Here is a 13,513-nt window from a genome sequence, read left to right on the forward strand (position 1 = left end):
CGTACGGTTACTATCGCTGACGCGAGTCATGAAGGGCTCGCCAGGCCGACCCCCGGAGCTGTCCGTGCACGACGTTCACGACACCTCTGCGCAGGAGGTCCCCGCCGACGGGACGGAACCGCTGGTCCGCATCCGCGGGCTCACCAAACGGTTCGGCGGGACCCTCGCGCTGGCCGGGGTCGACCTCGACGTCCACGCCGGCAGCGTCCTCGCCCTCCTCGGACCCAACGGGGCCGGGAAGTCCACCCTCATCAAGATCCTCGCCGGCGTCCACCGAGCCGACGCCGGACGGATCACGGTCGACGGACACCCCCTCGGCGGCCAGGCCGCCACCCACCGCATGTCCTTCATCCACCAGGACCTCGGCCTGGTGGAGTGGATGACGGTCGCCGAGAACATCGCCCTGAGCACCGGGTACGCCCGCCGCGCCGGGCTGATCTCCTGGCGCCGGACCCGGGAGCGCTGCACCGAGGCCCTGCGGAGCGTCGCCGGCCATCTCGACCCCGACACCACCGTGTCCCGGCTCGCCCCCGCCGAACGCTCCCTCGTCGCCGTCGCCCGTGCCCTCGCCGCACGGGCGAAGCTCATCGTGCTCGACGAGCCGACCGCCCGCCTTCCCGCCGCCGACTGCGCCCGGCTCTTCCGCGTCCTGCACACCCTGCGCGACCGCGGCCACGGCCTCCTCTACGTCAGCCACCGCCTGGACGAGGTGTACGAGGTCGCCGACACCTTCGCGGTCCTGCGCGACGGCCGCCTCGTCCGCCAGGGCCCCCTGGCGGGCCACGCCCCCGGCAGCCTCGTCCGCGACATCACCGGCGAGGAACCCGCCGGCCGCCGCCGGGCCCCGGCCCGCGCCGACGGCCCGCCCGTCCTGCTGCTCGACGGCGTACGGACCGCCGGAGCCGGACCGGTCGACCTGGACCTGAGGGCGGGGGAGGCCGTGGGCCTGGTCGGGCTCTCCGGCGCCGGACACAGGGACCTCGGCCGCGCCCTCGCGGGCGCCCGGCCCCTCCTCGGCGGACGCGCCCTGCTGGGGGGCCGCCCCTACCGCCCCCGTACGGTCCCGGAGGCGGTCGCCCTCGGGGTCGCCTTCGTGCCCGGCGACCGGCAGCGCGAGGGCTGCCTCACCGCGCTGACCGTGCGGGAGAACCTGCTGGCCAACCCGGGCGCGGCGGGCGGGGTGGCGCCACGCTGGATCCGGCCCCGCCGGGAACGCGCCGACGCCGTCGCCCTGATCGACCGGTTCGCCGTCCGGCCCCGCGACAGCGAGGCCGGCATCGCCACCCTCTCCGGCGGCAACCAGCAGAAGGTCATGCTCGGCCGCTGGCTCCGCACGGCACCCGGCCTGTTGATCCTGGAGGAGCCCACGGCGAGCGTCGACGTCGGCGCCAAGGCCGCCATCCACCGGCTCCTCGACGAGGCGCTCACCCGGGGCCTCGCCGTCCTGCTGCTCTCCACCGACTTCGAGGAGGTCGCGGGTGTCTGCGGGCGCGCCCTGGTCTTCGTCCGCGGAACCGTGACGACCGAGCTGAGCGGCCCCGCCCTCACCGTCGACGCCCTCACCCGGGCGGCCTCGGCCCTGCCCCCCTCCCGAACTGCCCGGACCCCATGACGGCCCCGCCCTCCCCGTCCCCGCCGCGCCGCCGGAACCCGCTGAGCCGAACGGGCCGGCGCCGCCGCTCGGCGCGCCGCGCCGGACACCTCGCCGGCGCGTACGGACTCCTGGTCCTCACCGGCCTGCTTTACCTGGTCTTCTCCCTCGCCCTGCCCCGCACCTTCCCCACGCTGGACACCCTCGACTCGATCCTGTCCACGCAGTCCATCCCGGCCGTCCTCGCCCTGGCCGCGATGGTCCCCATCGTCACCGGGGCGTTCGACCTCTCCATCGGCTACGGCCTCGGGCTGGCACATGTCATGGTGCTGTACCTCATCGTCGACGCGGGCTGGCCCTGGCCGCTCGCCTGCCTCGCCGTGGTCGCCGGGGGAACGGCCGTGGGCGTCCTCAACGGCGTCATCGTCGAGTTCGGCCGGATCGACTCCTTCATCGCGACGCTGGGCACCGGCAGCATGATGTACGCCGTCACCGGCTGGATCACCGACGGCGGCCGCATCGTCCCCGGACCGGAAGGACTGCCGACCGCCTTCACCGACCTCTACGACTCCACCTTCCTCGGCCTCCCGGTCCCGGCCTTCTACGTCCTCGCCCTCACGGTCGTCCTCTGGGTGGTGCTGGAGCGGCTGCCCCTCGGCCGGTACCTCTACGTCGTGGGCTCCAACCCGCGCGCCGCCGACCTCGTCGGCATCCCGGTCCGCAAGTACACCGTGTGCGCCTTCGCCACCTCGGGGCTGATCGTCGGCTGCGCGGGCGTCCTGCTCGCGGCCCAGCAGCAGCTCGGCAACCCGAGCGTCGGCCTCGACTATCTGCTGCCCGCCTTCGTCGGCGCCCTCCTCGGCGCCACCGCCATCCGGCCCGGCCGCCCCAACCCCCTGGGCACCCTGGTCGCGGTCGCCGTCCTCGCCGTCGGCCTCACCGGCATCGCCCAGTTGGGCGCCGAGTTCTGGACCGTCCCGCTGTTCCACGGCGGCACCCTGCTGCTCGCCGTCGGCCTGGCGGGCTACTCCGCGCGCCGCCGGCTGCGCACCGGCGCCACCACCACCTCCGACGCCGAGGCCGTGACGCCCGAGGACGGTGGCCCATGAACCGGACCGCCCGCAGCGCCACCGAGCCCCGCACCCCTGCGCGAGGAGCCCCCGTGCACCATCACCGCACCCCCACCCCCGGCCCCCGCACGGCCCGGTCCGCCGCAGCTCTCCTCCTGGCCGTGGCCGCCGCCCTGACCGGCTGCGAACGCGGCTCGTCGAGCGACTCGGGGGACTCACCCGCCACCGCGGACGGCTGCCCGGCGGTCCGCGCCAGGGCCGAGGAAGCCGTCGGCAGGGCGGAGCGGACCGACGTCCCCTGGAACGGGCCGACGACCGGCCCGAGGGCGGTGGCGGGCAGGACCCTCGTCTTCGTCGCCCAGACCATGACGAACCCGGGTGTCGCCGGGGCGGCCGGCGGCGTACGGGAGGCCGCACGGGTGATCGGCTGGAACGTCCGGGTGATCGACGGCGGCGGCACCCCGGCGGGCATCCAGGCGGCGATGAGCGAGGCCCTCGCCCTCAGGCCGTCCGGCATCGTCGTCGGCGGCTTCGACCCGAATTCGACGTCCCAGCAGGTCGCCCGGGCGAACGCGGCGGACATCCCGCTCGTCGGCTGGCACGCGGTCGCCTCCCCGGGCCCCAGCAGGCAGCCCCCGCTCTTCACCAACGTGACCACCCGCGTCGAGGAGGTGGCCAGGATCAGCGCCCAGTGGGTCATCTCGGACTCCGACGGGAACGCCGGGGCCGTGGTGTTCACCGACGCCTCGATCCCCTTCGCCAAGCACAAGTCCGAGCTGATCAGAGAAGAGCTGGCCACCTGCCGGGGCGTACGGCTGCTGTCCTACGAGAACATCCCGATCCCGGACGCGAGCAGCCGCACGCCCCGAGAGGTGTCCTCGCTGCTCTCCCGCTTCCAGGACCGCTGGACCCACTCCGTGGCCATCAACGACCTGTACTTCGCCGACGCCGCCCCGGCGTTCCGTGCCGCCGGGCGGAAGGGCTCGGGTCCGCCCTTCAACATCGGTGCGGGGGACGGCGACCCGTCCGCCTTCCAGCGCATCGACAGCCGCGGGTACCAGGCGGCCACCGTGCCCGAGCCGCTGTCCCTCCAGGGCTGGCAGATCGTCGACGAGTTCAACCGTGCCTTCTCCGACAGCCCCGCCAGCGGATATGTGGCCCCCGTGCACATCACCACCGCCGACAACAGCGAGGGCGCCACCACCTGGAACCCGTCCGGCTACCAGGAGGCGTACCGGGAGATCTGGGGCAGGTGACGGCCCGGTCGCAGGGACGCGACGTCAGTCCTCGACACGGAGGTCGAAGTGGACGCGGTCGCCGTCCAGGGTGATGTAGCCGTCGCCCTCGGCGTCCTTGTAGACACCGGTTCCGCCGGCGATGGACGTCTTGGCGGTGATCGGCGCCGGGTTCTCGCGGGTGATCATGTCGTTGAGGGTGATCTCCCCCTTCTTCAGCCGCAGGACACGGGTGCACTGCGTGGTCACCCGGTGTCCGGTGGCCTCCACGGCGGCGCAGCGTGCGCCGGCGTCACCGGCGAACTTCTTCTTCCGGGTGTACAGGTTCAGACGGGTGACCCAGCTGTCGCCGGGCTCGACGTGCCGGGGCTTCGTGTCGACGGCCGTGACGCCGGTGAGCCTGAGGCGCACGACGCCGTCGCCCCTGGCGTCCGCCACCGCGGTGGCGGCGAGCGGGGAGAGGGCGAGGACGGCGGTCAGGGCGGCGGCGGTCACACCGCGACGGACGGAGGCGGAGCGCATGGGTTCTCCCTCGGGTCGGCTTCGGGCGCCCCGGCCACCGGGGCGCCGGCGAGTCATTCCAGGCGTCCGCGTCCCAGCGGGCAACGCGCCTCGCGTGGGCCACCGCACCGGCCACCCGGCCAGGCGAACCGGGGAGGGCGTGATGCCGGACAGCGGTGCGACACCCCGCGGCCTCCCCTGGTCGCCGGAGCCGAGCCGTCCCCGTGGTGTCCACGAACAGGAGACCCGCGCGTCGCCGCCCGCGACCGCCGCGCGGACGGCCGCCTCGGTCTGCGGCACGTACCGGCCGCGGAAGGTCTCCAGGGCGAAGATCCAGGCCTGCGGGTACGCGGTGCGGGCCCTTGCGCAGCAGGGGTCGCCGCGTCGGGGTTGAGCGTGCCGAACTGCCGCTCATCACGGTTCCCTTGACGCCACCGCGGGCCGTGACCAGGGGGTTTCGGTCCTGACCGAAAGGGAGGGCGGATGTCCCTCGCGGGTCGGCAAGCTTCGGTGCGGGACCGAACCAACGAAAGGGCACACTCGACATGCGCATGGGACGCGGAAAAATGCTGGCCACCGCGAGCACGGCGGTCGCCGTGGCGGCACTTCTGGGCACGGCGACACCCGCGAACGCCGCGATCCACCAGTGCGAGAGGTCCGGCAGCCGGATTCCCTGCACCACGGTCACCGGCATCGACCCGGGCTCGTACCTGCTGGTGCGCCGGGGCCCCGGCTACGGCTACGAGTCCATCGAGCCCGCCTACAGCAGGCTGTACAACGGCAACGAGGTCGGCCTGTCCTGCTGGACGCTCGGTGACGGGGCCTACGACAACCCCAACTACCGCTACTGGATGTCCATCGAGCTCCCCAACAGCCGCTCGGGCTACGTCAACGACTGGTACCTGAACACGGGCAACCCCGACGTCTGGAAGCAGCAGATCCGCCAGTGCCCCTGACGTACGGCGCTTGCCCTCTCCTCACGTGAAGGTCGATGACGATATGCGTTGCACTGCCTTGACCAAGGCCACCGTGGGCCGCAGACACAGCAGTCTTCTCGCCACGGTCACGGCGTTCCTCTCCCTGACCCTCGTCGGCGCCGTGTTCTCCCCTTCGGCCGCTGCCGCACCGGCACGGCCCGACGACCCGTCGGCCGCCGCACGCACCAGCGTCGTCGTGCCCGCCGGGGTCACCGCCGGGGTCGCCGTCTTCGACCGGCAGACCGGTGATTTCACCGAGCAGCTGAACCCGAGCATGCGATTCCGTTCGGCCTCGATCGTCAAACTGCTGATGGTCCTGGACTATTTCTGGAACCGGGACCCCGGTTCCCCTGTGCCGGCCGCCGACCGGGCCTGGCTGGAACCCATGCTCCGCGGCAGCGACGACGACGCGGCCAACTACTACTGGTCGAACCACGGCTCCACATCGATCGTCACCCGTATGCGCCGCAACCTCCAGCTGAGCGACACGGAGCTCCCCGCCGACCCGGATTTCTGGGGCTACACCGCCATGTCGGCCCGGGACACGGTGACGGTCTACCGCTACATCCTGGAGAAGGCCCCCGCCTCCGTACGCACCTTCATCATGGACAACCTGCGTCAGTCGACCCGCTGCGCGTCGGACAAGTTCGACCAGCACTTCGGCATCGCCGGTGCCTTCAACCGCCCCTGGGCCGTGAAGCAGGGCTGGTCGGGCGACTCGTACCCGGAGGGCACGTGCGGGCCCGCGAGCACCGTCTCGGCCGGGTCGACGAGGGACGCCGATCCCGCCGCCGCGGCCGTGGACCTGACCCACCCGGTCCTGCACTCCACCGGCACCGTCGGGGCCGGGGACCGCTCCATCGTGGCCGTCCTCACCCAGCACGAGGCAGGTACGTCCTACGGGAAGGCGTACACCGACATCGGTCGACTGACCCGGTCGCTGCATGTTCCCGGTGGCGTCGCGCCGACCGGGAAGTGGTACGGAACGTGGAGTTCGCAGGTCGCCGTCCGCAGCGAACCGCGCATCGGGAACAACGTGCTGACCCGACTGCCCGCCGGGGTGGAGGTACTGGTGGGTTGCCAGAAGAAGGGCCAGTCCGTCTCCGTGCCCCCGTACACCAACGACTGGTGGGCGTATCTGCCCCAGTACGGCGGCTACATCTCCAACATCTACATCAGCCATCCGGACAATCAACTGCCGGATGTCCGCCTGTGCTGAAGTCCCCGGACATGTCAGGGCCATGAGCACACGACCAGGAACGCGACGATCGAATGGGACACACGGAATGCTTGAGTTGAACAGCGGCGGTCGCCGCAGGACCCTGGCGATGGCGTTCGCCGCAGCCGCCTTCGCGACCGCCTTCACCGTGCAGGGCGCTTCCCCCGCGCATGCCGCCAGCCCGTATGACGGCGCCGACCCGGCGGCCACGGGTTGCGCCTCGAATGCCAAGACTCTCGCCTCCGCGCCTCTCTATCTGCCGGGCACGACCAGTCAGGTCGGCACCATCGAGATGCGCTACAGCAACACCTGCCTGACCCAGTGGATCCGCGTCCAGTCCGACAGGACCAGGTGCAGCGGGGACCCCTGCCGCAACAAGGCGGAGATCACCCGCCCCGCCGGCGCCGACGGCCCGGCCCTGACCGTGGGCCGCGGCAACGTGGCCGCGGGCGAGCCCTATCAGTGGAGCCTGATGGTCTACACGCCCAACACCCGCTCCTGCGGGACCGGCAGCGCCGACACGGGCAACAACACGGGCTACCCGTACGGGGAGTGGGGTCGCCAGATCTGCGGCTGAGCCCCGCACCGGGGCCTCCCCACGCGCAGGGACGACGGGGCGTCGGGGAGGCCACCGGGGTGGGTGAGCCGAGTTGGACGTCCTTCCGTATCTCTCCAGGGATAGAGTCCTCGGGTTCGGTGATCACACGTGCCGGGCGTGGAGAGTCAGTCGACCGGCCGGATGCGGCCGAGGCGGGGGGAACGCCGGTGAGTGGTACGGGAAGGCGGCGTGCCGGGATCGGGAGCGGGGGGACGCGGCTCACACGGCGGGGCAGGATCGTCGGCTGGGTCGCGGGGGTCTCCGCGGTGGTCGTGCTCGGTGTCGCGGGGGTCGGCGCCTGGGTGTACAACGACCTCGACGACAACATCACGGCCGCCGACGTCGACAACAAGCTCGGCGGGAACCGTCCGGTGAACCTCAGCCCCGGGTCCAAGAACATCATGGTCGTCGGCTCGGACAGCCGTGACGGGAAGAACGCCAAGTACGGCCGGAACCTGACCACCATGCAGTCGGACACGCTGATGGTGCTGCACATCCCCGCGGACCGGAAGTGGGCGACCGTCGTGTCGTTCCCCCGCGACTCGTGGGTCGAGATATCGGCGTGCGAGAAGGGCGGCGGCGGCACCTCGGGCCCGCACCGGGCCAAGATCAACGAGGCGTTCGCGATCGGCGGCTCCACCGGCGAGGTCGCCGGAGCCGCCGCCTGCTCGATCCGGACGGTCGAGGCCAACACCGGGCTGCGCATCGACCACTTCATGTCCGTCGACTTCTCGGGCTTCAAGGGGATGGTCGACGCCCTGGAGGGCATAGAGGTCTGCCCCGAGCAGGCCATCCACGACAAGAACGCCCTCCTCGACATGGAACCCGGCTGCCAGACCGTCAAGGGCGAGACCGCCCTCGGCTACGTCCGCACCCGCTACGCCGTCGGCGACGGCTCCGACATCGGGCGCATCGGCCGCCAGCAGGAGTTCATGGAAGCCCTCGCCGCCAAGGCGAAGTCCAAACTGACCAGCCCCGGCGCGCTGTACGACTTCATGCAGTCCGCCACCAAGTCCCTCACCACGGACAAGGATCTCGCGGGCATCGACCCGCTGTACGACCTCGCCTCCGAACTGAAGGGCATCCCCAGCGACCGGCTGACCTTCCTGACGGTCCCCAACTACCCGCGCGAGGCGGACGTCCCGAGCGACCGCGCCAACGTGGTCTGGCAGTACCCGTACGCGGCCGACCTGTTCACCTCCCTCGCCAAGGACCGCGAGGTCGAGAAGAAGCAGTTCCAGACCCGGGCCAAGGAGGGCCTCGTCTACGCCTCGAACGTGCGGGTGCAGGTCCTCAACGGCACCGGGGTCACGGGACGCGCCGCCGCCGTCGCCGAGAAGCTGCGCGCCGCCGGGATCACCGTCGTCGGTACGGGCAACGCGCCCGAGACCACCGCGAAGACGACGGTCGCCTACCCGCCGGACCTGGCGAAGCAGGCGAAGGTCCTCACCTCGCGACTGCCCGACGCCCGGGCCGCCGAGGACGCGGGCGCCGCGCAGGGCGTGGTCACCCTCGTCGTCGGACCGGACCTCGACCCCGCCACCCTGCGGTGACCCGGACGGGCAGGGGTCAGCTGCCGGTGAGGCTGATCGCCAGGTCCGTGATGTTCAGCGGGAACTGACGGATAGGCGTCGCCTGGCCGGTGAGGAGCTCGACGGTGTAGAGCGTCGGGTTGCTCGCACCCGACGGGGTGAGGGAGGCGAAGGCGGCGTTGTCGACCGTCCGCCCGCCGCTCAGCGTGCTGTAGATGTCCATGCCGGCCTTCAGCTGGGCGTCGATGCCGAGGCTGCCGGTCGGCGCGAGCGTGCCGTTGTTGGCGGGGGACTGGATCACGACCTGGTCGGTGTTCGTGTTGACGTCGAACAGGGTGGTCCCGGTGGCCGCGTTGAGGTCGTTGTTCGTGTACGCGGCGGCGGTGACGCCCTTGGTCGTGCCCTCGACGGGCGGGGTGGTGAGGTTCAGGTCCTGGATGGTCGAGTGGTCGTTCAGGTTGTGCCGCAGGTTCTGGCCGTTGTCGCTGATCACCCGCAGCCGGTCGGCCGCCGGGTTGAAGTCGACGCCGAACGTGGTGCCGTGCAGCGCGTACTGGAGCTGGGACACCTTGGTGACCACGACGTCCTGGGTGGCCGGCGGGGTCTTGATCGTGTAGATGCCGCCCTTGTTGCCGACGCCGTACAGCAGTCCGTCCTGCACCCGGAAGTCGATGCCGACCAGGGCCGTGTCACCGCTGAGCCCGGTGACGGTCCTGACCCAGTTGAGGACGTCGGGGCGGTCGGTCGTGAACGTGGCCATCAGCGTGCCGTCGCCGGTGATCCCGAACGCCCGCAGGCTGGGGACGGCGGCGGGGGCGGCCGAGGCGGAGCCCGGAGCGCTCAGCAGAAGCGCCGTCGACGTGGCCATGACCGCTGCCGCCGCCGCGATTCTCTTTCGGATACTCGCTTTCACGGTGTGTCCCTCCCGTTTTCGTGGTGCGCCGACGCCCGGCGCGCCGGCTGAGAGATTTCCGGGCCGAATCCCGTATTGATTCCCCCGGTGATTGCGGGGCGCGGGCCGGAATCGGTCCCCATTAAGCCGACTTCACAGTGCCTCCACAAGTGGAGTCGATGGGCGAGAACGCCCTGATCCGGGAATTTTGCGCACTGTGACAAAAGCGCCGCAGGTATCCCGTCATCGGTTTTGCGCACAGTGATGAAGGGGTCCGGAACCGGTCTGTCGGCCGGTTGTGGCGGAATGGGATGCTCCTGCCATGGGGAGCCTCTTCGCCGAACTGGCCCGACAGGCGTCGGCCAACGCCCGCCGGGAGGTCGAGGCGTACGCACGTGAGATTCCGGAGTTCGCGATCCTGGACACGAACCGGCGAGCCAGGGCCGAGACACTGGACTACGCGGTGTGGCTGCGTCGGCGTACCGTCGAACTCTCCCCGGACAACGGCGAGTTGAGCGACACCGACCTCGACTCCATCACCTTCATGGGCGAGGTGCGGGCCGATGCGGGAATGTCACCCTCTTCGCGACAGCAAGTACTGCACCTGCACACCGCGCTCATGCTGCGTGAGATCAACGAGGCGATCGAGGCGCAGCGCGGCGGCGGAGTGGAAGAACTCATGCGGATGATGAGCTGGTTCGCCCCGCAGGGAGAGCGGGGGATAAGCGCCTACCGGCAGGGTTTCGTGACGGTGATGCGGCGACGTTTGCCATACGTCGAGCAAATCGACCTGCTGACCCGGTCGCTGCTCACCGGTGATCCCATGGCGGCCGAACTCGCCGCCGTCACGGGCTCGGAACTGCCCGAATTCTGTGCGGTGACGGTGATCCGGGCCCCCGACCGCCCGGGAGACGACCGCGCCCTGGACCCCGAGATCGAGATACTGGTGAAAACCCACCGGGTACTGGTCGCCCGGTCCACGGAGAACGGTGACAAGGACGGTGAGCTGATCGTCCTGGTGCCGTTGCCCCGGGACCTCGCCGAGACCACGCCGGCGCACTCCGTGCCCGACCTCGTCGCCACCCCCGTTCGGGACCTCGCCCGGGTCCTCGGCCGGCCCTGCGCCGTCGGCACCGCCGCCGCGCCCGTCGCCGAGCTGGCCGGTGCCCTCGACCGGGCCCGGCGGGTCAGCCGGGCGGCCCCGCTGCGCCCGGTGTCCGAGCGGCTGCGGCCGTACACCGTGGCGGATGTGTTCACCGAGGTCGCCGTCGCGGACGTGCCGTTCGTCGACGCATGGCTCCGCGAGCTGGTGGGCCGGCTGGAGCCGGGCCCCGACCTCCTCGTCACCCTCGACGCGTACTACCGCCACGACATGCACCGCGGCGCCACGGCCGTGGCCCTCAACGTGCACACCCGCACCCTGGACTACCGCCTGCGCCGGGTACGGGAACTCACGGGCATCGACCCCGGCTCCACCCGAGGGGTCCGCGTCCTCAGTTCGGTCGTCACCCGGCGGCTGTCCGGGGCGTGGGACTGAGCCGCACACCCCCCCCGGACAGGGAGGTCGCGGTCCCGGAGGCGTCCCCGATGAGGCAGTCTGGGGCGGTGAGCAACTCCAGTGACTCCCTTTTCATCAAGATCTGCGGGCTGCGGACCGAGGACGACGTCGACGCGGCCGTCGAGGCGGGCGCCGACGCCATCGGGTTCGTCCTCACCGCCAGCCCCCGCCGGGTCGACGCGGCCACCGCCGCGCGGCTGTCCCGCCGGATCCCCGAGCACGTCCTCACCGTCGGAGTCTTCCGCGGGGAGAGCCTGGACGACGTACGGTCCCTGGCCGCGGAGTCGGGCATCCGCGCCGTCCAACTGCACGGATCGGAGGACCGCGGCTACTACGACGCGCTCGCGGCGGAGGGCCGCACGCTGATCCGCGCCGCCGCGTTCGGCGACTCGGTGCCGCGCTGCGGCGAGATGGGCGAGGACATGCTGCTGCTCGACGCGCCCGTACCGGGCTCCGGCATGGCCTGGGACTGGTCCCGGATGCCGGTGGCCGACCCCGGTGACAAGTGGCTCCTCGCGGGGGGCCTGACCCCCGACAACGTACGGAACGCCGTCGACACCGCCCGGCCCTGGGGCGTCGACGTGTCCAGCGGCGTCGAGCGGAGCCGGGGCGTCAAGGACCCCGCCCTGATCACCGCGTTCGTGAAGGCCGCCCGCGGCGGGCGGTGACCCTCGGTCCGGCTCCGGGGGAGGGCGCCCGGCGTGCGGTGATCGGCGCGTTTCGAGGGGCCCGCACGTGCAACCCGGTGGGTGTACGTGCGCAGAGCCGCCCGGTGCCGTGGAGCGCCGCGCGGACGGGACCCATCTGGAGGAGCCATGGACCACTCGCGGGTACCCGTGCTGGAGGCGCTGCAGGAGTTCCGGCGACGCGGCGACACGGTGTTCGGGCCGCCCGGACACCGGCAGGGCCGCGGTGTGGACCCGCGGGTCGCGGAGATCGTCGGGCTCGACGTCTTCCGCTCCGACGTCCTCTCCCTCAACGGGCTGGACGACCGGCGTCAGTCGCAGGGCGTCATCAGCCAGGCACAGGAGCTGATGGCCGACGCCGTCGGCGCCGAGCACGCCTTCTTCTCCACCTGCGGCAGCTCCCTGTCGGTGAAGACCGCCATGCTCTCCGTGGCCGGCCCCGGCGAGAAGATGCTGATCTCCCGCAACGCCCACAAGTCCGTGATCGCCGCGGTCGTCGTCAACGGGGTCGAACCGATCTGGGTCCACCCCAAGTTCGACACCGAACGCCACCTCGCCCACCCCCCGGAGCCGGACGACGTACGCCGCCGTCTGGAGGAACACCCGGACGCCAAGGGCATGCTGCTGATCACCCCCACCGACTGGGGAACCTGCGCCGACATCCGGGGCGTGGCCCGGGTGTGCCACGAGTACGACGTCCCCCTCATCGTCGACGAGGCATGGGGCGCCCACCTGCCGTTCCACCCCGCGCTGCCCGCCTGGGGCATGGACGCCGAGGCCGACCTCGTGGTCACCAGCGTCCACAAGATGGGCGGCGCCGTGGAGCAGAGCTCCGTCTTCCACCTCCAGTACGACCGGGTCTCGCCGGAGGCCCTCAAACAGCGCGAGGACCTGCTCGGCACCACCAGCGCCTCGTCGCTGGTGTTCGCGACGCTCGACGGCTGGCGCCGCCAGATGGTCCAGCACGGGCACGACCTGCTGGAGGTGGCGGTCCGCCGCGCCCACAGGATCCGGGCCGCGGCCGGTGAGCTGCCCGGCCTGCGGCCGATGGGCCAGGAGATCGTCGACCAGGGCCTCGCCGCCGAGTTCGACCCGCTGAAGCTGGTCATCGACGTACGGGAACTGGACATCAGCGGGATGCAGGCCGCCGAGTGGCTGCGCACCCACCGCCATGTGGACGTCGGAGGCTCCGACACCTGCCGGATCAGCGCCTCCATCAACCACGCCGACGACGACGAGACCGAGAAGATCCTCCTCGACTCCTTGCGCGCCCTCGTCGAGAGCGCCGACACCGTCGAACGGCAGCCGCCGGTCCATCTGCCCGAGGCGTCGGCACTGGAGCTGGAGCAGGCGATGCTGCCGCGCGACGCGTTCTTCGCCGAGGTCGACCATGTGCCCGCCGAGCGGGCGGCGGGCCGCATCGCCGCCGAGATGATCAGCCCGTACCCGCCGGGTGTCCCCGTGATCGCCCCCGGTGAGGTGATCACCGACGAGGTCCTCGACTACCTGCGCAGTGGCGTCGAGCACGGCGTCCTCATCCCGGACGCGGCCGACCAGTCGGTCAGGACCCTGCGGGTGGTGGCGCGGCACTGACGGCCTTTGGCGACGCCTGACCCCTTTGTCGTGTCCCTGTCTGTGAATCCGGCTACCCGTC

12 protein-coding genes are annotated in these 13,513 nt (G+C 71.7%); 10 read left to right on the forward strand and 2 right to left on the reverse strand.

The window, feature by feature from the left end; all coding sequences use genetic code 11:
- The first annotated feature begins 64 nt into the window (after positions 1-64).
- The 3 genes from SMA5143A_RS24600 to SMA5143A_RS24610 are packed head-to-tail and all read left to right on the forward strand — an operon-like array spanning position 65 to position 3,917.
- Entirely contained in the window at positions 65-1,612 is a 1,548-nt protein-coding gene (locus SMA5143A_RS24600; RefSeq protein ID WP_107465017.1) for a sugar ABC transporter ATP-binding protein, read from the forward strand.
- A complete protein-coding gene (locus SMA5143A_RS24605; protein WP_107465018.1) occupies positions 1,609-2,700 on the forward strand; it encodes an ABC transporter permease in 1,092 nt (363 codons plus the stop codon). The genes SMA5143A_RS24600 and SMA5143A_RS24605 overlap by 4 nt, the downstream gene beginning before the upstream one ends.
- Entirely contained in the window at positions 2,697-3,917 is a 1,221-nt protein-coding gene (locus tag SMA5143A_RS24610) for a substrate-binding domain-containing protein (RefSeq protein ID WP_107465019.1), read from the forward strand. The genes SMA5143A_RS24605 and SMA5143A_RS24610 overlap by 4 nt, the downstream gene beginning before the upstream one ends.
- Positions 3,918-3,941: 24 nt before the next feature.
- Here the strand turns inward: SMA5143A_RS24610 and SMA5143A_RS24615 are convergent, their stop codons facing one another.
- Positions 3,942-4,418, reverse strand: coding sequence for a hypothetical protein (locus SMA5143A_RS24615; RefSeq protein ID WP_107465086.1), 477 nt, complete (start codon positions 4,416-4,418; stop codon positions 3,942-3,944).
- Between the two features lie 530 nt (positions 4,419-4,948).
- Here SMA5143A_RS24615 and SMA5143A_RS24625 point away from each other — a divergent pair.
- The 4 genes from SMA5143A_RS24625 to SMA5143A_RS24640 all read left to right on the forward strand — a co-directional run bounded on the left by SMA5143A_RS24625 (position 4,949) and on the right by SMA5143A_RS24640 (position 8,744).
- The gene (locus SMA5143A_RS24625; protein ID WP_146193948.1) at positions 4,949-5,353 is read left to right on the forward strand and encodes a hypothetical protein; all 405 of its coding nucleotides are present in this window, start codon (positions 4,949-4,951) and stop codon (positions 5,351-5,353) included.
- Between the two features lie 58 nt (positions 5,354-5,411).
- Complete coding sequence (locus tag SMA5143A_RS24630; RefSeq protein WP_258193718.1) at positions 5,412-6,593, forward strand: hypothetical protein; 1,182 nt, start codon at positions 5,412-5,414, stop codon at positions 6,591-6,593.
- 67 nt (positions 6,594-6,660) lie between these two features.
- Positions 6,661-7,170 (forward strand): DUF2690 domain-containing protein, encoded by a 510-nt coding sequence (locus SMA5143A_RS24635; RefSeq protein ID WP_181361997.1) that lies wholly within the window; start codon positions 6,661-6,663, stop codon positions 7,168-7,170.
- A gap of 188 nt (positions 7,171-7,358) precedes the next feature.
- Positions 7,359-8,744 carry an LCP family protein gene (locus SMA5143A_RS24640; protein WP_181361998.1) on the forward strand — a complete coding sequence of 462 codons (1,386 nt, stop codon included), beginning with the start codon at positions 7,359-7,361 and terminating at the stop codon, positions 8,742-8,744.
- 16 nt (positions 8,745-8,760) lie between these two features.
- Here SMA5143A_RS24640 and SMA5143A_RS24645 read toward each other — a convergent pair whose 3' ends face one another.
- Entirely contained in the window at positions 8,761-9,591 is an 831-nt protein-coding gene (locus SMA5143A_RS24645) for a DUF4394 domain-containing protein (protein ID WP_107465022.1), read from the reverse strand.
- Positions 9,592-9,937: 346 nt separating this feature from the next.
- Between SMA5143A_RS24645 and SMA5143A_RS24650 the strand changes: the two genes are divergently transcribed.
- From SMA5143A_RS24650 to SMA5143A_RS24660, 3 genes are all read left to right on the forward strand, one after another.
- Entirely contained in the window at positions 9,938-11,152 is a 1,215-nt protein-coding gene (locus tag SMA5143A_RS24650) for a PucR family transcriptional regulator (RefSeq protein ID WP_107465023.1), read from the forward strand.
- Between the two features lie 50 nt (positions 11,153-11,202).
- Complete coding sequence (locus SMA5143A_RS24655; protein WP_107465024.1) at positions 11,203-11,841, forward strand: phosphoribosylanthranilate isomerase; 639 nt, start codon at positions 11,203-11,205, stop codon at positions 11,839-11,841.
- A 147-nt stretch (positions 11,842-11,988) separates the two neighbouring features.
- Positions 11,989-13,452, forward strand: coding sequence for an aminotransferase class I/II-fold pyridoxal phosphate-dependent enzyme (locus tag SMA5143A_RS24660; protein WP_107465025.1), 1,464 nt, complete (start codon positions 11,989-11,991; stop codon positions 13,450-13,452).
- Positions 13,453-13,513 lie beyond the last annotated feature (61 nt).

Source organism: Streptomyces sp. MA5143a (genome assembly GCF_900290235.1).
Lineage (GTDB): Bacteria > Actinomycetota > Actinomycetes > Streptomycetales > Streptomycetaceae > Streptomyces.